This is a genomic window from Cupriavidus basilensis (genome assembly GCF_029335485.1).
Lineage (GTDB): Bacteria > Pseudomonadota > Gammaproteobacteria > Burkholderiales > Burkholderiaceae > Cupriavidus > Cupriavidus basilensis_E.
Genome location: NZ_JARJLM010000140.1, coordinates 1 through 24,470 on the forward strand (window position 1 = coordinate 1; position 24,470 = coordinate 24,470).

25 protein-coding genes are annotated in these 24,470 nt (G+C 64.7%); 13 read left to right on the forward strand and 12 right to left on the reverse strand.

The window, feature by feature from the left end; all coding sequences use genetic code 11:
* Positions 1-53: 53 nt before the first annotated feature.
* On the reverse strand, positions 54-551 hold the full coding sequence (locus P3W85_RS07920) for a hypothetical protein (protein ID WP_276264368.1): 498 nt from the start codon (positions 549-551) through the stop codon (positions 54-56).
* A 336-nt stretch (positions 552-887) separates the two neighbouring features.
* Here P3W85_RS07920 and P3W85_RS07925 point away from each other — a divergent pair, with 336 nt between their 5' ends.
* From P3W85_RS07925 to P3W85_RS07940, 4 genes are all read left to right on the forward strand, one after another.
* Positions 888-3,254, forward strand: coding sequence for a HAMP domain-containing protein (locus P3W85_RS07925; RefSeq protein WP_276264369.1), 2,367 nt, complete (start codon positions 888-890; stop codon positions 3,252-3,254).
* Between the two features lie 34 nt (positions 3,255-3,288).
* A complete protein-coding gene (locus tag P3W85_RS07930) occupies positions 3,289-4,017 on the forward strand; it encodes a methyl-accepting chemotaxis protein (protein WP_276264384.1) in 729 nt (242 codons plus the stop codon).
* A 122-nt stretch (positions 4,018-4,139) separates the two neighbouring features.
* Positions 4,140-4,679: a hypothetical protein gene (locus P3W85_RS07935; protein ID WP_276264370.1), complete on the forward strand. Its 540-nt coding sequence runs from the start codon at positions 4,140-4,142 to the stop codon at positions 4,677-4,679.
* Positions 4,680-4,701: 22 nt separating this feature from the next.
* Positions 4,702-5,067, forward strand: a complete 366-nt coding sequence (locus P3W85_RS07940; protein ID WP_035813973.1) for a response regulator — start codon at positions 4,702-4,704, stop codon at positions 5,065-5,067.
* Positions 5,068-5,293: 226 nt separating this feature from the next.
* Here P3W85_RS07940 and P3W85_RS07945 read toward each other — a convergent pair whose 3' ends face one another.
* Both P3W85_RS07945 and P3W85_RS07950 read right to left on the reverse strand, forming a co-directional pair.
* Complete coding sequence (locus P3W85_RS07945) at positions 5,294-5,995, reverse strand: hypothetical protein (RefSeq protein WP_276264371.1); 702 nt, start codon at positions 5,993-5,995, stop codon at positions 5,294-5,296.
* A gap of 84 nt (positions 5,996-6,079) precedes the next feature.
* A complete protein-coding gene (locus tag P3W85_RS07950) occupies positions 6,080-6,844 on the reverse strand; it encodes a hypothetical protein (protein WP_276264372.1) in 765 nt (254 codons plus the stop codon).
* Positions 6,845-7,559: 715 nt separating this feature from the next.
* Here P3W85_RS07950 and P3W85_RS07955 point away from each other — a divergent pair.
* Complete coding sequence (locus P3W85_RS07955; protein WP_276264373.1) at positions 7,560-8,054, forward strand: GNAT family N-acetyltransferase; 495 nt, start codon at positions 7,560-7,562, stop codon at positions 8,052-8,054.
* A gap of 69 nt (positions 8,055-8,123) precedes the next feature.
* Here the strand turns inward: P3W85_RS07955 and P3W85_RS07960 are convergent, their stop codons facing one another.
* The 6 genes from P3W85_RS07960 to P3W85_RS07985 form a co-directional block, all read right to left on the reverse strand.
* A complete protein-coding gene (locus P3W85_RS07960; RefSeq protein WP_017228573.1) occupies positions 8,124-8,291 on the reverse strand; it encodes a DUF2199 domain-containing protein in 168 nt (55 codons plus the stop codon).
* Positions 8,292-8,379: 88 nt separating this feature from the next.
* A complete protein-coding gene (locus P3W85_RS07965; protein ID WP_017228574.1) occupies positions 8,380-8,730 on the reverse strand; it encodes a DUF1428 domain-containing protein in 351 nt (116 codons plus the stop codon).
* Between the two features lie 269 nt (positions 8,731-8,999).
* Positions 9,000-9,422, reverse strand: coding sequence for a hypothetical protein (locus P3W85_RS07970; protein ID WP_276264374.1), 423 nt, complete (start codon positions 9,420-9,422; stop codon positions 9,000-9,002).
* Between the two features lie 323 nt (positions 9,423-9,745).
* Positions 9,746-10,024, reverse strand: coding sequence for a hypothetical protein (locus P3W85_RS07975; protein ID WP_276264375.1), 279 nt, complete (start codon positions 10,022-10,024; stop codon positions 9,746-9,748).
* Positions 10,025-10,228: 204 nt separating this feature from the next.
* Positions 10,229-11,380: a class I SAM-dependent methyltransferase gene (locus P3W85_RS07980; RefSeq protein WP_276264376.1), complete on the reverse strand. Its 1,152-nt coding sequence runs from the start codon at positions 11,378-11,380 to the stop codon at positions 10,229-10,231.
* A 234-nt stretch (positions 11,381-11,614) separates the two neighbouring features.
* Complete coding sequence (locus P3W85_RS07985; protein WP_276264377.1) at positions 11,615-12,556, reverse strand: CysB family HTH-type transcriptional regulator; 942 nt, start codon at positions 12,554-12,556, stop codon at positions 11,615-11,617.
* Positions 12,557-12,713: 157 nt separating this feature from the next.
* Between P3W85_RS07985 and P3W85_RS07990 the strand changes: the two genes are divergently transcribed.
* The 7 genes from P3W85_RS07990 (at position 12,714) to cobA (ending at position 19,837) form a co-directional block, all read left to right on the forward strand.
* Entirely contained in the window at positions 12,714-13,487 is a 774-nt protein-coding gene (locus P3W85_RS07990; RefSeq protein ID WP_035813982.1) for a sulfite exporter TauE/SafE family protein, read from the forward strand.
* 38 nt (positions 13,488-13,525) lie between these two features.
* On the forward strand, positions 13,526-15,217 hold the full coding sequence (locus tag P3W85_RS07995) for a nitrite/sulfite reductase (protein WP_276264378.1): 1,692 nt from the start codon (positions 13,526-13,528) through the stop codon (positions 15,215-15,217).
* Between the two features lie 17 nt (positions 15,218-15,234).
* Positions 15,235-15,816: a DUF934 domain-containing protein gene (locus tag P3W85_RS08000; RefSeq protein WP_276264379.1), complete on the forward strand. Its 582-nt coding sequence runs from the start codon at positions 15,235-15,237 to the stop codon at positions 15,814-15,816.
* Positions 15,813-16,601 (forward strand): phosphoadenylyl-sulfate reductase, encoded by a 789-nt coding sequence (locus P3W85_RS08005; protein ID WP_276264380.1) that lies wholly within the window; start codon positions 15,813-15,815, stop codon positions 16,599-16,601. The genes P3W85_RS08000 and P3W85_RS08005 overlap by 4 nt, the downstream gene beginning before the upstream one ends.
* A gap of 11 nt (positions 16,602-16,612) precedes the next feature.
* The gene (cysD, locus tag P3W85_RS08010) at positions 16,613-17,575 is read left to right on the forward strand and encodes a sulfate adenylyltransferase subunit CysD (protein ID WP_017228584.1); all 963 of its coding nucleotides are present in this window, start codon (positions 16,613-16,615) and stop codon (positions 17,573-17,575) included.
* A 139-nt stretch (positions 17,576-17,714) separates the two neighbouring features.
* On the forward strand, positions 17,715-19,019 hold the full coding sequence (locus P3W85_RS08015; RefSeq protein WP_276264381.1) for a sulfate adenylyltransferase subunit 1: 1,305 nt from the start codon (positions 17,715-17,717) through the stop codon (positions 19,017-19,019).
* 47 nt (positions 19,020-19,066) lie between these two features.
* Positions 19,067-19,837 (forward strand): uroporphyrinogen-III C-methyltransferase, encoded by a 771-nt coding sequence (gene cobA, locus P3W85_RS08020; protein WP_017228586.1) that lies wholly within the window; start codon positions 19,067-19,069, stop codon positions 19,835-19,837.
* A 228-nt stretch (positions 19,838-20,065) separates the two neighbouring features.
* Here cobA and P3W85_RS08025 read toward each other — a convergent pair whose 3' ends face one another.
* Genes P3W85_RS08025 through lptF form a run of 3 tightly spaced genes read right to left on the reverse strand, consistent with a single transcriptional unit; the run spans position 20,066 to position 22,755 of the window.
* On the reverse strand, positions 20,066-20,476 hold the full coding sequence (locus P3W85_RS08025; protein ID WP_276264382.1) for a sirohydrochlorin chelatase: 411 nt from the start codon (positions 20,474-20,476) through the stop codon (positions 20,066-20,068).
* Positions 20,477-20,485: 9 nt separating this feature from the next.
* A complete protein-coding gene (lptG, locus tag P3W85_RS08030) occupies positions 20,486-21,640 on the reverse strand; it encodes an LPS export ABC transporter permease LptG (protein WP_017228588.1) in 1,155 nt (384 codons plus the stop codon).
* On the reverse strand, positions 21,637-22,755 hold the full coding sequence (lptF, locus tag P3W85_RS08035) for an LPS export ABC transporter permease LptF (RefSeq protein ID WP_276264383.1): 1,119 nt from the start codon (positions 22,753-22,755) through the stop codon (positions 21,637-21,639). The genes lptG and lptF overlap by 4 nt, the downstream gene beginning before the upstream one ends.
* A gap of 139 nt (positions 22,756-22,894) precedes the next feature.
* Between lptF and P3W85_RS08040 the strand changes: the two genes are divergently transcribed.
* Positions 22,895-24,457 carry a leucyl aminopeptidase gene (locus P3W85_RS08040; protein WP_017228590.1) on the forward strand — a complete coding sequence of 521 codons (1,563 nt, stop codon included), beginning with the start codon at positions 22,895-22,897 and terminating at the stop codon, positions 24,455-24,457.
* Positions 24,458-24,470 lie beyond the last annotated feature (13 nt).

Here is a 24,470-nt window from a genome sequence, read left to right on the forward strand (position 1 = left end):
CAGGCGGGAGAGGGGAGACAATCGGGAAACCACCCAGCCAGGGCAAAATCCACTCACCCCAACGGCAGCAGTTCCCGGAACGCTCCCTCGATATGCGCCACCAGCGACGGACTGGCCATATCCCCCAGCACCACAAGGAATTCTTCAAACGCCGCTTCAACAGCAGCCCGGTCCGTCGCTTCCACCAGCCGCGCCCGAATCGGATGATCCGCCGTGCCGAACGTGCGCGCCATCACATCCATCAGGTACATCCTGGCCGCCGCGAGCGAGCGCTTCCGGGTGGCATCGGCGGGCGCCGGTGAATCAAGCTGCGCGTCCCCGGCTGGCTTGCGATGCGTCGCGTCCATGTGTCCGGCGGCGACCTTGATCAGTCCGTCTTCCAGCAGTTGCGTGACCGCACTTGCATCCAGCCCCAGTTGCCCGGCCCGGCTGACCATGTCCTGCACGCTGGTCCGGCCATCCACCATGATCAGCAGCGCGCGGCTGCGCCGGCAGAGGGTCCCGGCGCGCTGTCCGAGTGCCGCGCGGCCTGCCTCCGTTTTCTCCAGCAACCCAACCAGACTTTCCATCGCTCGCCCTCCCCAAGGGTGGCGCAGAGGCTAGCGGCCGCAGGTGACAGCGGCATGTCAGTACCTTGCGGCCACCGTAAGCGCCAGCCGATTCAACGCGGGGAAACTGCGAGAAGAACAGGCAAAACAGAACAGTTGAGCACTTATGAACCCCTCTTTCGAGGGGCGGCACACATTTTGGCCCACGCACGCTTGCGTCATCTCGCAGTCACACTCGTGCCGCAATAATCCTGTCGCACCACTACTCGTCCCGTTTAAAACGGGCAATTTTTCCCCTATTCCGGGGCTTGAAATACTTGCTGACAGGGGCTTGGATCAATGACCATCCGTCATCGCATTACGCTATTGGTTGTCCTGATGTTCGTGGCTTTGCTGGCGATTGGCGGTTATGCCGTCTACCAGACCCGGGCCGGTGCATCGGAAGTCAGGGAGGTGACGGAGGGCGTGGTGCCCAGCGCGCTGGCTTCGGCCGACGTGGTGTCGCTGGTCAAGGATGTGCAGCTGGCGACGATGGCGCTGGTGTACGCGCCGGATGGCAATCTGGTGACGCAGGCCCAGGAGGAACTGAAGGCCAGGGAGGCGGCCCTGCGCGAGGCGCTGGCGCGTCAGTCGAAGAGCGCGAACAGCCATGCGCAGAAGGGCTTGCTGACGCAGGCCGGGGAGAGCCTGGAGAACTATTTCGGGGCGATCCATGAAACGGCGGAGATGAAGGCCGCCGGCCGCAACGATATTGCGCAAGCCTTCCTGTTTGCCAATGTGGCCCGGTATCGCGACGAGATGGAGAAGATCGTCGAGACGCTGCGCGTCGAGAAGAACCGGGAGAAGGACCAGGCCATCACCGGCCTGAACGGCAAGCTGGCGACGACGACCACCGCCATCGCCGTGGTCAGCGGCATCGCCATCATCGTGCTGACGATCGTTGGCGCGCTGCTGTACCGGCAGATCACCCGTCCGCTGACGCGCATGCAGGCGATGATGAGCGAGATCGCCGCCAGCCAGGATTTCACGCGCCGCGTGCCGGTGGGGCGGATGGACGAGATCGGCCATTCCATCGTGGCGTTCAACCAGATGATCGAGAAGATCCAGGAGAACGCCGCGCTGCTGCGCCAGAAGACGGCCGATATCCAGGCGATCCTGCAGAACATGCAGCAGGGCATCCTGACCGTGGTCGAAGGCGCGGTGGTGCATCCGGAATACTCGGTGTACCTGGAGGAGATCTTCGAGACCACCGATATCGCGGGGCGCGATTTCATGGAGCTGGTCTTCGCGGACACGGATCTGGGCGCGGACAGCCTGTCGCAGATCGAAGCCGCCGTCGGGGCCTGCCTGGGGCAGGATGCGATGAACTTCGTGTTCAACCAGCATCTGCTGGCCGGCGAGGTGTCCAGGCGCATGCCGGACGGCCGTTTGAAGGTGCTCGACCTGAGCTGGTCGGCCATCACCGACGACAACGACACCGTGACGCGGCTGATGCTGTGCGTGCGCGACGTGACCCAGCTGCGTCAGCTGGCGGCGGAAGCCAGCGAGCAAAGGCGCAGCCTGGAGATCATCGGGGAAATCCTGGCGGTCAGCCAGGAGAAGTTCCACAAGTTCATCGAGAGCTCGACCGGCTTTGTCCATGAGAACGAGCGCATCATCCGCCAGTACTCGGAGGCGGATAGCGCTGCCGTTGCCGCGCTGTTCCGCAATATGCACACCATCAAGGGCAATGCGCGCACCTACAACCTGCAGCACCTGACCAACGTGGTGCACGAGACGGAGCAGCGCTATGCCTCGCTGCGCCAGTCCGATGACGATAGCCGTGCCTGGGACCAGGCCGGCCTGATGGAGGAACTGGCGCGCGTGCGGGAGGCGATCGAGCGCTACGCCAGCATCAACGAGGTCAGCCTTGGCCGCAAGGGCCCCGGCCATGGCGCCGGCGCGGCAGCGCTGATGATGGCCGGCAAGGAAAAGATCCGCGAAAGCCTGCGCCTGCTCGAAGCGGCGAATCCCGCCAATCTGCACGACCTGGTGTCGATGCGCGACGCGGTGCGCCAGACGCTGAGCCTGCTCGGCACCGAGAGCTTCGGCGAGGCGCTTTCCGGTGTGCTGGCGTCGCTGCCTTCGCTGGCGAGCGAACTGGGCAAGGCAACGCCTGTCGTGCGCATCGACGACAACGGCTATCGCCTGCGCGATGAGGCCGTTGCCGTACTGGAGAACGTGTTCACGCACCTGTTGCGCAATGCCATGGATCACGGCATCGAACACGCCGAGGTGCGCAACGCACAGGGCAAGCCGGGCGCCGGCAACATCGATATCGAAGTCGGTGTCGACCAGGGCTCGCTGCAGATCACCCTCAGCGATGACGGCCGCGGCCTGGCCCTTGGCCGGATCCGGGACATCGCCGTCGAGCGGGGATGGATCGGCGTCGGCGACGTGCTTGCCGACGAGGAAATCGCGCAGTTTATCTTCCGTCCCGGCTTCTCGACTGCGGAAACCGTCACGGCGGTGTCGGGGCGCGGGGTGGGCATGGACGCCGTGCACGCGTTCCTGATGCGCGAGAAGGGCAGCATCGCGCTGCGCTTTACCGACGATCGCAAGGGCGCGGAATTCCGCCAGTTCCAGACCATCGTCTGCCTGCCGGACTCGTTGGCCGTGGACAGTGTGGGCATGCAGGCCGAAGCGCCAGCCATGACCAATATCTGATGCGGATCAAGAAGGATTGTTTGCGATGGGACAGATGGGACAGATTGGGCAGTATCTCGTAGCGGCCCTCGCCGGCGGCGCCGTGACCGCCGTGCTGGCGCGGCTGGCGCACAGGTCTTACAGCGCGAAGGCGATGGCCTTGCTGCGATCCGACATGGAGGCCCGGCTCGAGGCGCTCGGCAAGGTCAATGCAGGCCAGACCGAGCGCCTCGAGCAGGGCGAGCAGGAAAAGCGCGCGCTGGAAGCGGTAATCCAGCAGCTGCGCGGCGATGCGGCAAAACAGTCGGAGGCCGCCGACGATGCTCGCGCGGCGCTCAAGGCGGCGCGGGCGGAACGGGACCAATGGGCCGGCCAGGCCAGGATGATCGCCGGCGAAGCGGCGCGGCTGCGGGGTCTGGCATCCACGTTCGAGCGCTGGCATGAGCAGATGATCTCGCTGATGGAGCGCAACCAGACCATGCATGTGCAGAACCAGGAGCTGGCTTCCATCGTCAGGCATGTGGTGATCGTCTCCCTCAATGCGTCGATCGAGGCGGCTCGCGCGGGCACGGTCGGGCGCGGCTTTGCGGTGGTGGCGGGGGAGGTCAGGACGCTTGCCGCGCGGTCGGAGGCATTGTCGAAGAGCTATAGCGACAGCCTGCACAAGAACGACCTGACGACGACGGCCACGTTCCAGGATATCCAGGCGGGCGGCAAGATGATCACCGCGTCGCTTAGCAGCGTCGAGGCGCTTGCCAACCAGTTCCAGGCGCAGCTGCATTGAGCAATCGGCAATCGGCAATCGGCAATTGGCAATTGGCAATTGGGCAAACCTCGGGCAAACCTCGGGCAAACCTCGGGCAAACCTCGGGCAAACCTCGGGCAAACCAGACATCGGGCATCGACGTGATCAGTTCTCGCGCGCAGGACAGTTTCGAACGCATCTTTTTCCGGGCGGCGCAGTCCCGGCTGACCGTGCAGGCGGACGACGCCTGCGTTGTTTCACCGGCCCGGCATGTGTGGGAGAGCGATGCGGCGGATGCCGAAGTCGTCGTCCTCACCATCTCGTCCGTGGTCTTCCGCTTGCTGCTGGTGCTGCATTTCGAGGATGACGAAGCCACGCGTGCGTATTTCATGCGGGATGGCGCGCAGGGCGCGTTGCGGGAGGCCTTCGTGGAAACCGGCAATCTTTGCTGCGGGGCCGTCAACCAGGATTTGCTGCGGCATTTCCCCGACCTGGGGATGTCGACGCCGTATGTGCTGAGCGCGCACTGCGTTTCGCACCTTGAGGATTTGAAGCCGGACTATCGCGCTTCGTACACCGTCTCGATCAACGCATCCGTGCAGCTCGGCGCAACGGTATGCGTGTTTACGAGTGCGCCGCTCGACTTCGTTGCAGACACAGAAGCTGTCGAGGAGAGTGGCGGGGAACTGGAGCTGTTCTGACCAAAAAAACAGGGGAAGAAAAGTGGCAAAGATTCTTGTTGTGGATGACTCGGGCACCGTGCGTGATGAAGTGGCGGGCTTCCTGAGGAAGAACGGCCTGGACGTGGACACCGCCGTGGACGGCAAGGACGGTCTGGCCAAGATGAAGGCGAATGCCGGCATCCGGCTGGTCATCAGCGATGTCAATATGCCCAATATGGACGGCCTGACCATGGTCGAGAAAATTCGCGGAGAGCTCGCGAACAAGACCGTCAACATCGTCATGCTGACGACGGAAAGCAGCCCGGCCATGAAGGACCGGGGCAGGGCGGCCGGCGTCAAGGGCTGGATCGTCAAGCCGTTCAAGGGCGATGCCGTGCTGGAGACCTTCCGGAAGCTGGCGGGCTAAGCCGTGTTAGGAAAGGGTCTTTAATCAGGGGGCGGCGTTGGTGGGGCGTAAGGGGGTAGTTTTTTGGGGCTTACAGCCGCGCCAGCAGCTAGAAGCCCCAAAAGAATCCCTTTCACGCAGATCTGCATCAGCAGCTACGAGGCCCCAAAAAACTGCACTTCACGAGCGAGGTCGAATACAGCCCTTCGGGGTGGACACAGCAGACCGACGCCGTCCACGCATACAGCTACGCAACAAGACTGTTGGCGTTTCCCGACTCAACCGCCACAATAAATTCCCCCCGCTTGTCCCCCAGCTTGTCGATCACACTCTGCCTGATCGCCGGGTAGAGCCGTTCGTTGATCACCCCCGACAGCAGCGCAATGCGGATCTCGCTCTTCAACGCGGCGACATCGAACTCCTGCACGAGCGGATCCACGATATCTTCCTCCGTGGCGAAGATCACGCACACGATGTCGACGGCCGATCCGCCGTCGCCAAAGCTGACCTGCAGGTTCAGCTCGTGATCCGTGCTGCTGAACCGCTGGAGCACCTCGCGGGCCCTGGCGTCATCGGGCAGGCTGTTCAGCGTATCGATGGTGTTGCGCACCAGGCCAACGTTCTGTGGGGACTCCACCTTGGACATTTCCGCCAGCACGATCTCCCGCGGGTTGAACTGCAGGCCCGGCGGCACATACCGCGAGAAGCGCATCCGCGTGACCTGCCAGGTCAGGTTGCTGAGCGTGTCGCCGTAGCGCTTGTACCACGCGGCGCTTTCCGTGAAGCGCGAGATCTGCTTGTCCGCCGCCAGTTGGGCCAGCAGGTTGGAGTTGAGCAGATCCTGCCGGGCTTGCGCCGGGACATCGTGCGCGAAGGTCACCAGGTTTCCGGCATCCACGTTACCCGCGGCCTCTGGCAGGTTGCGTTGCGTTTCAATGGGGTAGGGCATGGTAGGGATCCTTGCGTCGGAATACGGCCACCGCTCTCGCGATGGCCGTGGCTGGAGTCGGCTTGCTCAGGTCAGGAGGCCACTTCAGATCTCGATGTCCTTGATGTACTGGGAGGCACGATCTCCCAGCTTGTTGATCACCTCCTGACGTACCCGGCCATAGACGTCTTCGTTCAGCACCGCCTTCTGGGCGCTCTGGAACAGCTGGACGGATCGGCTTTCCCAGGTGAACCACAGGAAGCGCGTCACATGCCGCTGCGATTTGAATTCCATCGCCGCCAGCGCCATGACCACCTGGCCGTCGTCTTCGCCGACCGGGAAGATCTGGAAAGTGCCCAGGTTTTCCGGGAAGCTTTGCTGGTCGAACAGGACGAGCGGCCCTTCATTGCCGGGGTTGGTCTTCAGCGATTCAAGCGTGACGCGCACGATTTCCAGTTCCTTGCCCGTGGCCACGGCGCTCAGGATGGCCAGCACCGCGTCGGATAGCACCAGCGAGCTGCCGGATGGGGTGTATTGCCTGTAGGCGAAGGCCGGCACCACCCAGCCCACTTGTGCCAGCACCGAGACATAGAAGTCATACCACTGGCGCGTCTGGTTGTAGCGGTCGAATTTCTTGTTGGCGGCAAGCTGCGCCAGCAGGGTGGAGTTCAGCACGTCGCTCTTGTGCTGCGCGGTCAGCCCCGACACGAAGGACACCAGGCTGCCGGCATTGACGGCCGCGCCCGCGGTGTCGTCCTGGAACGCCGCCGCGCGCGGGTTGTACACCGACTGCAGCCGCGCCTCTGGCGCAGGCAACTCGATAGCGCGGATATAGCTCTTGATTTGCTCAGTGACTTGAGACTTTTCCATGAGATCCACCATTCAGTTAAGACTGCAGGTTTGATGACGATCGACGTCACTACAGATCCGGCGCGAGTATGCCGGGGTGAAAAATGCAATGATGCTGATGACGCCAGGGGAAATGCCTCGCGCGTTCAGGGCGCAGCGAGCGGGTCCGCCTGAAAAAAGGAGCCCGTGTCCGTGCTCCGGCCTGCCTGGAAACAGGCGGCGCGGGTGCGCGGCAAAGGCAAGATCTTGAGCTTTGTTGCTGAGCAGGTGTCTCTGGATAAATGGTGAAAAATGCCTGAATTGCAGTGAATTCAAGGATGTCCGTATTTCCGCTTCATGAAAGGAAATACGGACATCTCCGGGTCACGTTCCGGCGATTTTTCATGCTGCTCGTCGGCAGGTGTGACTAGCCTAGGTGGCTGACGCGTGCCGGTCAAAGGGTTTTGCGTTGATAAATTTGAATATCTGATTTGAATATCCGATTTGCAGCGCTGGCGTGGGTCAACCGACATGCATTGGCCGCTCGGGATCCAGTTTGCGATCCGTATGCGCCTGCGCAGGCAACGGAAATGCAGCCAGGAGCCATCCCGGCGAGACGCTACCTTGCCTTCGTGGATCCACCGGTTGGCAGGGTAAGAATATCGAACTGGAATCACACACGGCGAGACCCCGGCCGCCCCTGCGCATAGTGGCTGGCGGTTTAGAATTGGTAGCGGTTAGTCACGCCCAGACTCTTATGCTCACCATTCGCACCCTTACTCCCGATTCAGCAAGCGATGCAGCGCAGGTTTTGCGGGTCTTTATGGAGGCCCCTTCGTACTCTCATTTGGTCGAGGGGCGCGCGCCTTCGAATGCCGACGTCGATGATTTTTTCAACAGTATGCCCGCGGGGAAGGAAGCAGCCGACAAATTCACGATTGGACTTTGCGTTGGTACGGACATGGTGGGTTGCGCCGATGTGATTCGAGCCTATCCGACCAGCGACTGTGCATTCATCGGATTGCTGATCTTCTCTGAAGCACATCAGAGTCGGGGTTACGGACGGACCGCATTGCGTTTGATTGAGGAGATGACGCGAGGCTGGGGTTGCACGATGATTCGGCTGGCTGTGATTTCCACGAATCCGCGTGCGTTCGCGTTCTGGCAGCGGGAGGGCTTCGACATCCTATATCGCACAAGCAATCCGAGATTCACTGGTGACGTCATCGTGATGGCGCGAGCCATACGGTAGCGGCCCTCAGGGTACGGGCGCCCGCAATGGATGCGGTTCACGCACCTGAATCGCATTGGGTGCAAGTAGTCAACACGGCCTTGCCGCGACGCTTACCAGCGAGCTGTGCCCGGTGCCGAAATCGTCGATGGCGCAGTCGTCGCTGCCGAGATCGCAGCGGCTTTCGCGCTCTGGCGCAGGGACGACGTAATAGGAAAAAGGCGCATCGGTGCCCAGGCTGGGCATGCCCTCGTGCATCTCGCCACACGAGGCGCCAAGGCCGGGTCCGGTCTGCGTCCCGAAGGAGGCGCATCGGACCCGTGGTGCCGGCCGGCGGCCTGTCCGCCTACGCGCTCACGATCATCTCGAAGCCGCCGAAGATCATCCGCTTGCCGTCGAAGGGCATCTCTCCCTGGTTCTGCAAGCGGGGATCGGCCATGGCGGCCTTCATCCCCTCGTCGCGGACCTTGCGCGACGGCCAGGTGATCCAGGAAAAGACCACGGTCTCGTCTTTCTCAAGCCTGACCGCCATCGGGAACGAGGTGAGCTTGCCTTCGGGCACGTCGTCGCCCCAGCACTCGACGAGGGACAGCGCGCCATGTTCCTTGAACACCACCGCGGCAGCCTCGGAGAACTTGCGGTAGGTTTCCCGGTTGGCCGTCGGCACGGGGACGACAAATCCATCGATGTAATGCATGTCCGATCTCCTTTGTGATTCTCTGCAGAATAGGCGGACACAACGCGCGCCGCCATTGAGACGACGAACCGCGGGCGTCAATATCGACACATCGCGGGAGGAATTTTTGGAATAGCAGCGCGGAGGCGGATTCCTGGTAGTGAACTACCACACCTGGCCCGGACGGGAGCGGTGGCGATTCTTGCCCTACCCAGGGCGAGCGGGACCATCGCGGGCGCAGGCGTCAGCCGCCAACGCCCGCCATGCCGCCAGTCTCGGCGGCAATCCGTTCAGGCGTGGCGCGGGGAGGTGTCGGTCTTCGGATGCGCATCCGCATCGAGGGCCTTCTCCGCATCATCACCGGTGCTCCCCTTGTAATACAGGTGAACGCCGATCGCCAGCGAGTCATGGCGGATTTCCTGGAACGCCTTCCAGGCCTTCACGGGATCCTTGAACGCGAGATAGTGCGCTTCCTGCGAGATCAGCGTGGCGACCTCGTGCAGGCCGTGGCCGTGCAGCGTGCTGACCAGCGTGTCGAGGCTGCGGTGCGTGCGCGCGTCGGTACGCGGGTACAGCATATGCAGCACGGCAATGCGCTGCTCGGCCACCAGTGCCGACAAGGCGACGACGATCTGCTGGTGGTTGAGCGCGCTGACGATGCTGTCGGGGGCGTCTTCATGCTTCGGGAACAGTGCTTCGATGGTGGAGCTCATGGGTTTGCTTCCTTTCCTGCTGACTTGAGTAAAAGAGCACCGGGGGGCGCTTGGGCACGTGGCTCGCCAGCGGCGTGAAATCCTGCTTGCCGATGGCGGAGCGCAACATGACCACTGTCCTTCCAGAGGGATAACGCCGCATCCCGGCCTTTCGTCGACAGCCTGGCACGGCATGGTCTCCACTCCGATCTCCAGTTTCCGATCCCGGCATCCATGTGGCTGGAGCCGGATCGGGCATGGCGAAGCATGAATTTACTCCTGTGGCACGCACAAGGGGAAACCCTGATACGGCAACAGGTTTTCCGGCTTGCCAGGCAACCCTGTCAAGACCAGCGCTGGCGCGTCTCGTGGCGCCTCATGCCGTTCGCCGCAATGCATTGATACCGTATATGCAATAGTGCCGGGACTGAACGAGGCCAGCACATATCGGCGGCGTGATAAATACCTGTTTTGTCGGCGACATCGCCGCCGCCGATCCGCAGCATCGACAGGTGGGGCAGCGGGACCTGGAAGAAACCGGAATCCGGCGCATTGGGCACGGGCAGTTCGGTCAGGCGCGGGGCCTTGGCGGCGAAGCGGGCGATCTCGCCCTGCTCCTCCATGATGGTGCCGGCATGCTGGATCAGCGAAGCATTGTGGTCCGCCGGCTCTGCACAGCCTCGCGCACAATGCCTAGTAGCGAACGGAGGTGGTTTCGCACAGAAACCACGCATCCTGATCCAGCTTGCGCGGCATCTTGTCCGGGCCGTGATCCGGTTCGCTCATTGCTGCATTGCTGCAGCGAATGAAGGCGATGCAGTGAACGCTCAGCGTATCGCCAGCCGCCACAACGAAGTCACCTCGGCCGAGCGCGCCGCATGCAGCGCGTCGGTCTGGTCGGCGGCCTTCGGGTGGTGCGGCTTGACCTCCAGGCGTCCCAACACCTTCAGCCCGCCTTCCTCGATCCAGCCCAGCAGCGCTTCGCGCGTGCGCAGGCCCAGGTGCTCGGCCAGGTCGGACAGCAACAGCCAGCCTTCGCCCTTCGGTTCCAGATGCTCGGCCAGCCCGGCGAGGAAGCCCTTGAGCATCTGGCTGTCGGGGTCGTACACGGCGCGCTCGATCGGCGAGTTGGGGCGTGCGGGCACCCAGGGCGGGTTGCAGACCACCAGCGGGGCGCGGCCCGCAGGGAAGAGGTCGGCTTCGGTCACTTCCACCTGGTCGTCCATGCCGAGGCGGCGGATATTGTCGCTGGCGCAGGCCAGCGCGCGCGGGTCCTGGTCGGTGGCGATCACGCGCTTGACGCCGCGCTGGGCCAGCAGGGCGGCCAGCACGCCGGTGCCGGTGCCGATGTCGAAGGCCAGGCTGGCGGCGCCGGCGGGCAGCTGCGCCTTGGCCACCAGGTCGATGTATTCGCCGCGCACCGGGGAGAACACGCCGTAGTAGGGGTGGATGCGGTCGCCCAGGGCGGGGATCTCCACGCCTTTCTTGCGCCATTCGTGGGCGCCGATCAGGCCGAGCAGTTCGCGCATGGATGCCACGTAGGGCGCGTCGGCCTCGCCGTAGGCTTCCAGGCAGGCTTCGCGGGTGTCGGGTGCGCGGCGCAGCGGCACCAGGTGGTCGGCGTCGAAGGGCAGCAGCAGCATGGCCAGGGTGCGGGCGCGCTGGGACTGGGCCTGGCGGTGCAGGTGGAAGGCTTCGGTGGGCGTGGGCTTCACCAGGGGCGCTTTGCCGGCCTTGGGTGCCTTCTTGGGCTTGTCGGCGCGGCGGGCCAGGGCCTGCAGCAGCTGGCGGGCGTTCTGGAAGTCGCCGCGCCAGAGCATGGCGGTGCCTTCGCAGGCGAGGCGGTAGGCGGTGTCGGCGCTGGTGGTGTCGTCAGCGATGACCACGCGCTTGGGCGGGGGCATGCCGGCCTCGGAGCGCCAGTCCGCGCTGCGTTCTTCGCCGTTTTCGGTCCAGTGGAGGGTGGCTTGCGTGGTCATTGGCAGGCCTCCGGGTGGCTGGACTGGGTAGCGAGAGCCTGAAGATTGGGCAGGAGGGTGAAGCAGTTGTTGATCATGTTGTCTTTCTGGCCGGGTAGGGTGGCCAATGAAGTCGGCCAGTCGACTCTGGCGAGTCTGGCCAACGTGGTAAATCGATGAAAGCCGGTCAGCCGCCACACGCGCCGGCTGGCGGCCGGCGCGCCCCTGGCGGGACCGCGCCCGAGGGGCGGAAAATCAGAGTTCGTAGGCTTCGTGCTCGCCCGACATGGCTTGTTCCACCAGCTTGCGGTTCAGGGTCGGCGAAAACAACTCAATAAAGGTATACACAAAGCTGCGCAGGTAGGCGCCCTGTTTGACCGCGAGGTGCGTCACATTGGTGCCGAACAGGTGGCCGGCGGGGATGCCGCGCAGGTTGCGGTCGCGCTCGGCGTCGAAGGCTACCCCGGCGACGATGCCCACGCCAAGACCAATCTCCACATAGGTCTTGATGACGTCGGCGTCGATGGCCTCCAGGATGATGTCCGGTTTGAGGTGGCGCAGCTCGAAGGCCTTGTCGATCTTGGGGCGGCCGGCGAAGTTGGGGTCGTAGGTGATGATCGGGTAACCCATCAGGTCTTCCAGCGCCAGGTGCTTCTTTTCCAGCAGCGGATGCTCGGGTGGCGTTACCAGCACATGTTGCCATTGATAGCCCGGCAACGAGATCAGGTTCTTGTCCGCGGAGATGCCTTCGGTGGCGATCCCGATGTCGGCGTGATCGTGCAGCACCATGTCCGCAATCTGCGCCGGATTGCCCTGCTGGATGGAAAGGCGCACTTTCGGGTAGCGCTTGGTAAACTCCGCGATCACCCGCGGCAGGGCGTAGCGCGCCTGGGTGTGGGTGGTGGCGATGGTGAAGTTGCCCTGGTCCTGGGCGGCGTAGTCCTTGCCGACCCGTTTCAGGCTCTCCACTTCCTGCAGGATCTTCTCCACCGACACCAGGATGCGCCGGCCCGGCTCCGTCAGGCTGCGGATGCGCTTGCCGTGGCGGGTAAAGATGTCCACGCCGAGCTCTTCCTCCAGCTCGATGATGGCCTTGGAAACGCCTGGTTGTGATGTGTAGAGCGCTTTAGCGGCCTCGGTCAGGTTGTAGTTCTGACGTACTGCTTCGCGCACAAAGCGGAACTGGTGCAGGTTCATATAACTGTGTTCGTATAAACAAACAACTTCTTATTAGTTTGAGATATGAGGCCAGTTTATTACGATTCTCGAACTTTGTTAATGAACCGTCGGAACCTCCGCGCGCGTGCCTCGTTTTCAGGCAGTGGCGGGCGCCCACCGGCCTCGTGAGCTCCCCATGTCCCTTGCCTATACCGTTTCCGGTCTGCTAGTAGGCGTCCTCGTCGGTCTGACCGGGGTGGGCGGGGGTTCGCTCATGACGCCGCTGCTGACCCTGCTGTTCGGCTTCTCGCCGGCCACGGCGGTCGGCACCGACCTGGCGTTCGCCGCCATCACCAAGGGGTTCGGCACGCTGGCGCACCGCGCCCACGGCCACGTGCAGTGGCAGGTGGTGCGCCGCCTGTGCATCGGCAGCCTGCCGGCCGCGGTGGTGGCCATCCTGGTGCTCAAGAGCGCCGGCGAACTCAATGCGCAGTGGCTGCACGCGATCCGCCTGACCATCGGCGTGTCGGTGATCCTGACGGTATTGTCGCTGCTGTTCCGCAAGCAACTGCTGGCCTGGCTGTCGCGCAACCCGCAATTCCAGCTCGAAGGCCGTGCCCAGACCATCGCCACCGTACTGGTGGGCGCCGTGATCGGCGTGCTGGTGACGGTGTCCTCGATCGGCGCGGGCGCCGTTGGCGCCACCCTGATCCTGCTGCTCTATCCCCGTATGAAGCCGGCTGAAGTGGCCGGCACCGATATCGCTTACGCCGTCCCGCTGACGGCGCTTGCCGGCCTGGGCCATGTGTGGCTCGGCACGGTGAACTGGACGCTTTTGCTGGCCCTGCTGGTGGGTTCGATCCCCGGCATCTGGCTGGGCGCGCAACTGTCGCGGGCGCTGCCCGAGCGGCTGGTGCGCGCCGCGCTGGCGACCACGCTGACGCTGGTCGCCATCAAGCTCGTCTCCTGAATCCAACGAATTTAACGAATACTGAACGGACCCACACCATGTATCAGTACGACCAGTATGACCAACGCATCGTCAACGAACGCGTGGCCCAGTTCCGCGACCAGGTGCGCCGCCGCATCGCCGACGAACTGAGCGAGGAAGAATTCCTGCCGCTGCGCTTGCAGAACGGCCTCTACATGCAGCGCCATGCCTACATGCTGCGCGTGGCGATTCCGTACGGCCTGCTGTCCTCCAGGCAGATGCGCATGCTGGCGCATATCGCGCGCGAGTACGACCGCGGCTATGGCCACTTCTCCACCCGCCAGAACATCCAGTACAACTGGATGGAACTGGAGCGCGTGCCTGACGTGCTGGCCGAACTCGCCAGCGTCGAAATGCACGGCATCCAGACTTCCGGCAACTGCGTGCGCAACATCACCACCGACCAGTTCGCCGGCGTGGCCCCGGACGAGTCCGTGGACCCGCGCGTGCTGGCCGAACTGCTGCGCCAGTGGAGCACCTTCCAGCCGGAGTTCGCCTTCCTGCCGCGCAAGTTCAAGATCGCCATCTCCGCCTCGGACGACGACCGCGCCGTGGTGCAGATGCACGATATCGGCATCTACGCCTACCGCAACGCCGCGGGCGAGACACGCCTGCGCGTGCTGGCCGGCGGCGGCCTGGGCCGCACCCCGATCCTGGGTTCGGTGATCAAGGAAGACCTGCCCTGGCAGCACCTGCTGTCGTACGTGGAATCGGCAATCCGCGTGTACAACCGCTATGGCCGCCGCGACAACAAGTACAAGGCGCGCATCAAGATCCTGGTGAAGGCCATCGGCGTGGAGAAGTTCGCCGAGGAAGTCGAGGAAGAATGGCAGCACAGCAAGGATGGTCCCGCCACCATCACGCAGGCCGAGTTCGACCGCGTGGCGCAGTACTTCGCGCCGCCGGCCTACGACAAGCTGGCCGACACCGATGCTTCGTATGAAAAGCACTTGCTGGAAGACAAGGCCTTCGCCCGCTGGGTGAGCCGCAGCGTGCATGCGCACAAGGTGCCGGGCTACGCCGCGGTCACCCTGTCGACCAAGCCGGGCGCGGCATCGCCCCCGGGAGACGCCACCGATGCGCAGATCGACCTGGTCGCCGACCTGGCCGACCGCTACGGCTACGGTGAGCTGCGCGTGGCGCACGAGCAGAACCTGGTGCTGCCGGACGTGCGCAAGCACGACCTGTACGACCTGTGGCAAGAGGCGAAGAAGGCCGGCCTGGCGACCGCCAACATCGGCCTGCTGACCGACATCATCGCCTGCCCGGGCGGCGATTTCTGCTCGCTGGCCAATGCCAAGTCGATCCCCATCGCGCTGGCCATCCAGGCGCGTTTCGACGACCTGGACTATGTGCACGACCTGGGCGAGATCTCGCTCAACATCTCGGGCTGCATCAACGCCTGCGGCCACCACCATGTCGGCAATATCGGCGTGCTGGGCGTGGATAAGGACGGCGAGGAGTGGTACCAGGTCACGCTGGGCGGCGCGCAAGGCAACCAGAGCGCCATCGGCAAGGTGATCGGCCCGTCGTTCAAGGCCGAGGAAATGCCCGACGTGGTGTCGCGCATCATCGATACCTATGTGGCCAACCGCCACGAGGACGAAGGCTTCATCGACGTGCTGGGCCGTATCGGCATCGCCCCGTTCAAGGAACGCGTCTATGCCCAGGGCAGGACCAGCGGGCAGCGCGAACGCGCCGAAGCCTGAGCACCGGAGATAACGACATGGCAAAGATCATTCAACTGCAACGCGGCGAAGGCGCCAACCCCACCCCGGTCATCGTCGACGACGCGTGGACGGTGCTGCGCGGCGCCGAGGGCCAGGCCCTGACCGACGAGCAGATTGTCGCCGCGGCACAAGGCAAGGACGCTGTGCTGTTTCCGCTGAGCGCCTGGCTGGCGCACAAGGACGGCGTACTGGCCGGCCGCGCCGCCGGCATCACCGGCATCTGGCTGGCACCGGAAGACGAACCCGCCGACGCACAGGCCGCCTTCGCCGGCGTGTCCGTGGTGGCGGTGGACTTCCCCGTGTTCCGCGATGGCCGTGGCTTTTCCACCGCCTACCTGCTGCGCACCCGCTACAACTGGAGGGGCCAGCTGCGCGCCATCGGCGACGTGCTGCGCGACCAGCTCAACTTCATGAAGCGCTGCGGCTTCGATGCCTTCGCGGTGCGCGCCGACAAGAACATCGACGACGCCATCAAGGGCTTCACCGAGTTCACCGTGGCCTACCAGGCATCGGTGGACGAGCCGCTGCCGCTGTTCCGCCGCAACCGCGCCGAAGCGCTGGGCAAGGAAACGGTATGAGCGAGATCGCTATCGTCGAGGCCCCCGTCTCCTCGCTGCGCCCCCCGGCACTGTGGACCGCGCCGGAATACACCGGCAGCGTGGCGGATCTCGAGGTCAAGGAGCGTGAGCTGGGCCAGCGCCTGGCGGGCATCGCCGGCCGTTTTTTTCGCGCGCGCTTTGCGTCGAGCCTGGCGGCCGAAGACATGGTGGTGACGGATGCTATCCTGCGCGGTACCGAGCAGGTCCGCGCCGGCATCCGCGTCTTCACGCTGCAAACCGGCCGCCTGCATGGGGAGACGCTGGCGGTGCTGGACGAGGTCAAGGCGCACTACGGCTACGACATCGAGCGCTTCACGCCGGACCCCGAGGCGATCGAGAACTACCTGAAGAACCACGGCCTGAACGCGTTCTACGACAGCGTCGACCTGCGCAAGAGCTGCTGCGGCATCCGCAAGGTGGAGCCGCTGAACCGCGCCCTGTCGCACGCCGATGCCTGGCTGACCGGCCAGCGCCGCGAGCAGGCGGTGACGCGCGCGGAACTGCCGTTCGAGGAAATGGACGAGGCGCGCGGCATTCCGAAGTTCAACCCGCTCGCCGACTGGAGCGAGGCCGAGGTGTGGGCTTACCTGAGGCGCCATAACGTGCCGGTCAACGCGCTGCATGCCAAGGGCTACCCCAGCATCGGCTGCGAGCCTTGTACGCGCGCCGTGCGCGCCGGCGAGGACGTGCGCGCCGGACGGTGGTGGTGGGAGAGCAAGGACTCGAAAGAGTGCGGGCTTCACGAACAGAACATCAAGCATTGAGGCCAGACGAAATGGGCATCATGAACGAAATCGCGGGCGCGCCTGACGTGGCGCATTTGCTGCAAGTGCAGAACGATCACCTCGACAAGCTCGAGGCGGAATCCATCTACATCATCCGCGAGGTGGTGGCGGAGTGCCGCAACCCGGCCCTGCTGTTCTCGGGCGGCAAGGATTCCATCGTCATGCTGCACCTGGCGCTCAAGGCCTTCCGCCTGGGTGACCGCAAGACCGAACTGCCATTCCCGCTGGTGCATATCGACACCGGCCACAACTACCCGGAAGTGATCACCTTCCGCGACCAGCGCGTGGCCGAGCTGGGCGCGCGCCTGGTGGTGGGCCATGTGGAAGATTCCATCAGGCGCGGCACCGTGCGCCTGCGCAAGGAAACCGATTCGCGCAATGCGGCGCAGGCCGTGACGCTGCTGGAAACCATCGAGTCGAACAAGTATGACGCGCTGATGGGCGGTGCCCGCCGCGATGAAGAAAAGGCGCGCGCCAAGGAACGCATCTTCTCCTTCCGCGACGAGTTCGGCCAATGGGACCCGAAGGCCCAGCGCCCGGAACTGTGGAGCCTGTACAACGCCCGCATGGCGGCCGGCGAGCAGATGCGCGTGTTCCCCATCTCCAACTGGACCGAGCTGGACGTGTGGCAATACATCGCCCGCGAAGAGTTGGAACTGCCGCCGATCTACTACGCGCACGAGCGCGAAGTGGTGAAGAAGAACGGCCTGCTGGTGCCGGTGACGCCGATCACGCCCAAGCAGGACGGCGACGTCAGTGAAGTGCTGTCGGTGCGCTTCCGCACCGTGGGCGACATCAGCTGCACCTGCCCGGTGGCCAGCACCGCGGCCTCGCCGATCGAGATCATCGCCGAGACGGCCGTGACCGAGATCACCGAGCGCGGCGCGACCCGGATGGACGACCAGACCAGCGAAGCATCGATGGAACGCCGCAAGAAAGAAGGCTACTTCTAACCCGGATGCTCAGGCGGGCACATCGCGCCGTTGCGAGAGTGCTCGTGTACCAATGTACACGTCGCCCTCACGCGCCTAGCGCTGCCCCCCGCCTGAGCGCCGGAGCGGGCGCTGCGGAGGGAAGAAGAAAGGATTTGACATGACCAAACAAGCATCACACCAAGGCCTGCTGCGTTTCATCACCGCCGGTTCGGTCGACGATGGCAAGAGCACGCTGATCGGCCGCCTGCTGTATGACAGCAAGTCCGTGCTGTCGGATCAGCTGACCGCGCTGACCAATGCCAAGAACAAGCGCACCGCCGGCGAGCAGATCGACTTCTCGCTGCTGACCGATGGCCTGGAAGCCGAGCGCGAGCAGGGCATCACCATCGACGTGGCTTACCGCTATTTCTCCACCGCGCGCCGCAAGTTCATCATTGCCGACACGCCGGGGCACGAGCAGTACACCCGCAACATGGTGACCGGCGCGTCCACCGCGCATGCCGCCATCGTGCTGGTCGATGCCACCCGCGTGACCGTGAGCGGCGGCCGCGCCGAGCTGCTGGCCCAGACCAAGCGCCATTCGGCCATCCTGAAGCTGCTGGAACTGCAGCACGTGATCGTCGCCATCAACAAGATGGACCTGGTCGAGTTCAGCGAGGAGCGTTTCAACCAGATCCGCACCGCCTACGCCGAACTGGCCAGCCAGCTCGGCCTGAAGGACGTGCGCTACGTGCCGGTGTCGGCGCTGCGCGGCGACAATATCGTGCACGCCAGCCAGGCCATGCCCTGGTACCAGGGCGAGTCGCTGCTGCCGCTGCTGGAAGCCCTGCCGGTGGAAGAACCCGCTCCCGAGGGCGATGCCGCGCTGCGCTTCCCGGTGCAACTGGTGATCCGCCAGGATGGCGCCCAGGCGGACGATTTTCGCGGCTACGCCGGCCGGGTCGAGGCAGGCACCGTGCGCGTGGGCCAGAAGCTGCGCGTGCTGCCGGCCAACCGCGACGCCGTGGTGGCGGAAGTGCTGACCCCCAACGGCATGGCCGAGTCGGCCAGCGCCGGCGAGACCGTGACGGTGCGCCTGTCCGAAGACGTGGATGTGTCGCGCGGTGATATGTTCGTGGCCGCCGGTGCGGACAGCGCTTCGGCCAGGAAGCTGACGGCCGACCTGTGCTGGTTCGACGACGAATCGCTGAATCCGGCCCGCAAGTACGTGCTCAAGCACACCACGGCCAGCGTGTTCGCGCGCGTGTCGTCGGTGGACCGCGTACTGGACGTGCATACGCTGTCGCATGAAACCGGCCGCCACGATATCCGCCTGAACGATATCGGTTCGGTGCAGATCTCGCTGCAAAAGCCCATCGTTTGCGACGTCTACGGCGACAACCCGGCCACCGGCGCTTTCGTGCTGATCGACGAAGCCACCAACCACACGGTGGCTGCGGGCATGATTCGTGCGTTCGCCTGAGGCGAGTGGATAGGCGAGTCGATCAAGCAAACGCGAAGGAGCATGGCATGGGCAAGGTCTACCTGATCGGGGCAGGTCCCGGTGCCGCGGACCTCATTACGGTGCGCGGTGCACGGCTTTTGGGCGAAGCCCAGGTGGTGCTGCACGATGCGCTGGTATCGCCCGAGATGCTGGCATGGTGTCCGCAGGCGCAGCTGATCGAGGTCGGCAAGCGCTGCGGCCAGCGTTCCACCGCGCAGTTGTTCATCAACCGCCAGATCATCGACCAGGCGCGCAAGCAGGATCGCGTGGTACGTCTCAAGGGGGGCGACCCGATGCTGTTCGGCCGTGCCGACGAGGAATTGCAGGCGCTGGAAGAGGCCGGTATCGAGTACGAGATCGTGCCGGGCATCACTGCCGCGCTGGCCGCCGCTTCCGCCATCCGCAAGCCGCTTACCAAGCGTGGCGTGGCGCGCAGCGTCGCCTTCGCCACCCAGGCCAAGGCAGCGGACACGATCGACGTGGAGGCCGATGTGAAGGCCGATACGGTGGTGTACTACATGGGCCGCGACCAGGCGGCATCCATTGCGGCGCAACTGATCGCCCATGGCAAGCCGGCATCCACGCCTGCGTGGGTGGTCGAGGCTGCTACCTCGGCGCACCAGCGCAGCCGCCAGTTCACGCTGCGCCAGATGGCGGCGGGAGAGGCGGCGACGTGGATCGATCCGGCGCAGCCGAGCCTGTTGATGATCGGCGAAGCGCTGGCGTCGAGGGCCAGCGAGGCGGTGCCGCAGGACGTGGATGGCGGCGTTGCGTATGGGGAAACCCGCGCAGCCTGATGCAGGGGCGCCGGGAAGAAAAAAGCCGGGCAACGTAGCGTTGTCCGGCTTTTTCTTTGGGTCTTGGGCTTGCGCGTGGCCCTGGCATCCAATCATGCGTTACGAGGATGCCGTGTGCTGGTTTGCTCCCCTCTCCCGCGCGGCGGAGAGCAACCGGGGGAGAGGGCGGGCGCGTCAAATGCCGCCGCGTGCCGGTTTTGGCGCATCTTGCGGGTTTCGTTCAGTGTCTCAGGCGCTTTGTCCCGCTCCGCCGAGCGTCCCCACGCAATAGGCCGCAATCGCATCCAGCACGCTTTCAGCCTCGCCCACCGCCGTCGCGCAACGGATCGCCACCCGCGGATGCTGCCGGCGGCAGTCGTCCAGCAGGGCCGGCAGATCACGCCGCAAATGCCCCCCCTGACCAAAGAAGACCGGCACCACGTCGATATCGGCAACGCCCGCCGCGGCCAGTTCGGCCAGCGTTTCCGGCAGCGCAGGCGACATCAGTTCCAGGAAGGCCAGCCGCACCGCGCAATCCGGCAGCGCAGCCGTCAGCTTGGCGTGCAGCCGGTCGAACGGCTCCCGCCAGCGCGCATCGCGCGCGCCATGGCCGAACAGCACCAGGGCCTGGCGGGGGGCGGGCGTGGCGGGCGTGCTCACGTCCGGTCCTTAGTGCCGGTCAACCCAGCGCAACGCGCCGAGCGCCACCAGCAGGTAAAGCGTGCCGGGAATCAGGGCCGAGACGATCGGCGGCCAGGTATGCAGCAAGCCAACGTGCGAGAACAGCGTATTGGACAGGTGGAAGGACAAGCCCAGCATGATGCCGCCGAATACCTTCACGCCCACCGCCCCGGCGCGCGCGTGTAGGTAGGCGAAGGGCAGGGCCAACGCTACCATCACGAACAGCGTCAGCGGGTAGATCACTTTCTTCCAGAAGGCGATCTCGTAGCGCTGGGTGTCCTGCTTGTTGTCGCGCAGGTGGCGGATGTAGCGGAACAGGTCGAGCGTGGACATCCGCTCGGGTTCGACCAGCAGCACGGACAGGATCTGCGGCGTCAGCTCCGAGCGCATGGCCATGGTGGACAAGGCATGCTGCTCGCCACGGAACGCCGGCGCCAGCGGATCGGCCTTGCCCGCCTCGCCCCTCGGCAACTCCAGGAAACGGGTCTCGGTGACGCCGGAAAGCTGCCAGGACTGGTTGCCTTGGTAGTGGCCTTCCTGTGCCACGCGGATCACGCTGAGCCGGTACTGGTCGTCGAACTCGTAGATGGTCACGCCGGTGATGCTCTGGTCGGGCCGCAGGCCGGCCACATTGACGAAGCGGGTGACCTCGTGGCCCTTGGTGGCGTCGCGGTCGCGGTCCTTGACCCACACGCCGGAGCGGAAGCCCGAGGAGACCGTGGCTCCCAGCGCTTCCAGCTTGATCTTCTGTGCATACTGCTCCGCCGCCGGGCCGATGAATTCGCCGAAGATGAAGGTGGCGATGGCCAGCGGTATCGCCAGCTTGAACAGCGAGAACAGCGCCTGCCGCGTATTGAGGCCGGCCACGCGGAAGATGGTGAATTCGGACTGGCTGGCCAGCTGCGAGAAGACATAGATCGCGCTGATCAGCACGGCGATCGGCAGCATCTCGTAGATACGGGTGGGCGCCTGCAGGATGACGTGGAAGAACGCCACCAGCGAGGTGTAGCGGCCGGTCACGCTTTCCAGCTCGCTGAGCATGTCGAAGAACACGAACAGCGACAGGACCGCGAACAGGATAAAGGCGAAGACGCCGTAGATCAGCCGCGCGAAATATCGCTCATAGACGCGCAATATCTTCATGCCTGGCCTCCCTTGGCCTTGCGCTGCAGGCCGAAGACCGCGCGCCAGCCGCCCAGGCTGCGGTTCTGGCGGTAGCGGAACAGCAGCACCGAGCCGAGCAGGGCGATCAGGTGGAACGGCCACCAGGCCATGGCGAAGGGGATCGAGCCGGAGCGCACCCAGGCCTGGGAGAGGTTGATCAGGTTGCTGTAGGTCAGGTAGATCAGCACCGCGAACACCAGCGGCGTGTAGCGGCCCAGGCGCGGGTTGACGTAGGCGAGCGGGATGGCGATCAGCACGAAGTTGAAGGCCAGCAGCGGCAGCGACATCCGCCACAGCAGTTCGCCCAGGTTTTCATTGGTCGGGTTGCGCAGCAGGTCGATGGTGTCACGGCTCTTGGTGGGCAGGTTGGCATCGGATTCAGGTGGTTTGTTGTCCACCTTGACCGCGTATTGATCGAACTCGACGATGCGGTAGTCGATCTTGCCCGGCGTGCCGGCATAGCGGCGGCCGTTCTCCATCACCACCATGCGGTCGCCGTTGGGCATGGTCTGGAACTCGCCCTGGTGGGCCAGGGCCACGCCGATCTTGTCGGCTTCGGCGTTGGCGACGAAGACGTTGCGCGCGTGCTTCATGTCGGCGTCGATGCCTTCGATGAAGAGCACGTAATTGCCCTTGGCCGGCTCGATGAAGCGGCCGGCGGCGATCATCGACAGCACGCCGCGCTGCTCGAAGCGGTCGCGGAACAGCGCGCTTTGCTGGTTGGCCCACGGCCAGGCGAACATGCCCAGCAGCAGCGACATGATGATGAACGGCGCGGCGAACTGCAGCACCGGTTTGACCAGGTCGCGCAGCGAGATGCCGGCCGAAAACCACACCACCATCTCCGAGTCCTTGTACCAGCGCGTCAGCACGATCAGGGTGGAGATGAACAGCGTGGCCGATAGCAGGATCGACAGGTAGCCGATGGTGGCCAGGCCGATCAGCATCAGCACGTCGTTGGGGCTGGCCTGCCCGTTGGCGGCCATGCCGAGAATGCGGATTACGAGCGAGGTCAGCATGAAGGTCAGCATGACCAGGAACACCGCGCCGGCGGTGTATGCGAGCTCGCGACGCAAGGCTTGTTGAAAGATCATGCGGTGTCGGTTCCGGGCTGCCGGCCGGCGCGGGCGATGCGGTGCGCCGGACCCTGCCAATTGAGGATAGCGGACCGGCTGCAGCAAATCGCGGATAATAGGAGCTTTCGTGGTGGACGAGCCCCTGGAAGGAAGCGCGATGGAATTTAGCACAAAAGCCCTGGATTGGAGTAAAGCGGGCCAAAATGGTTTCCTGGCAACCAAGACCGATTGCCTGGTGGTGGGCCTGTTCGAAGGGCAGAGCCTGGCAGGCGTGGCCAAGGCGCTCGACGTGGCGACCAAGGGCTTGGTGTCCCGGCTGATCAAGCTGGGCGATTTCGAGGGCAAGCGGGGCACGCAGCTGATGCTGCACGAAGTGGCCGGCGTGGGTGCCGCCCGCGTGCTGCTGGTGGGTTTCGGCAAGGAAGCCGAGTTCGGCGACAAGGCCTTTGCCGAAGCCGTGCGCACCGCCCTGCGTGCCTTGTCCGGCACGCGCGCCGTCAATGTGCTGTGGTGCCTCGCCCAGCAGCAGGCACCCCAGCAGGCCGGCAATGCGCGCGACCTGGCCTGGCGCCTGATCACCACCGTCACCCTGATCCGCGAAGCCGGCTACCGCCTGCACGAACGCCATCCCGACCTCAAGCGCGTCAATGCCAGTGCCAGTGGCAAGTCCAACGGCGGCGACAAGCCCGCCGGCCTGCGCAAGGTGGTGCTGACCGTCGACGCGGCCGACGCCAAGGCAGCGGCCCAGTCCGTGGTCCGCGGCGCGGCCATCGCCAACGGCATGGAACTCACCAAGGACCTGGGCAACCTGCCGTCCAATATCTGCACGCCGAGCTACCTGGCCAATGCCGCCCGCGGCATCGCCAAGCGCCACAAGCTGAAGGTGGAAGTGCTTGGCCGCAAGCAGCTCGAAGCCCTGAAGATGGGCGCCTTCCTGGCGGTCACCAAGGGCGCGGTGGAGCCGCCCCAGTTCATCGTGCTGCGCTACGACGGCGCCTCGGCCAAGCAGGCGCCGGTGGTGCTGGTGGGCAAGGGCATTACCTTCGATACCGGCGGCATCTCGCTCAAGCCCGGCGAGGGCATGGACGAGATGAAGTACGACATGTGCGGCGCCGCCTCGGTGCTGGGCACGCTGCAGGCAGCGGCCGAGATGGGTCTCAAGCTGAACGTGATTGCGGTGGTGCCCACCTGCGAGAACATGCCCAGCGGCAATGCCATCAAGCCCGGCGACGTGGTGACCAGCATGTCCGGCCAGACCATCGAGATCCTCAATACGGACGCCGAAGGCCGCCTGGTGCTGTGCGACGCGCTGACCTATGTGGAGCGCTTCAAGCCGGCCGCCGTGGTCGACGTGGCAACCCTGACCGGCGCCTGCATCATTGCCCTGGGCCACGTCAACAGCGGCCTTTATGCACGCAACGACGGCCTGGCGGATCAATTGCAGCAAGCCGGCCGCAAGGCCATGGACACCGCCTGGCGCATGCCGATGGACGATGACTACCAGGACCAGCTCAAGTCCAACTTCGCCGATATGGCCAATATCGGTGGCCGCCCGGCCGGCAGCGTGACCGCGGCCTGCTTCCTGGCGCGCTATACCGAGAAGTACGACTGGGCCCACCTGGACATCGCCGGCACCGCCTGGAAGAGCGGCGCGGCCAAGGGCGCGACCGGCCGTCCGGTGCCCCTGCTGACGCAGTTCCTGATGGACCGCGCCGGCTGATGCCTGCCGCATG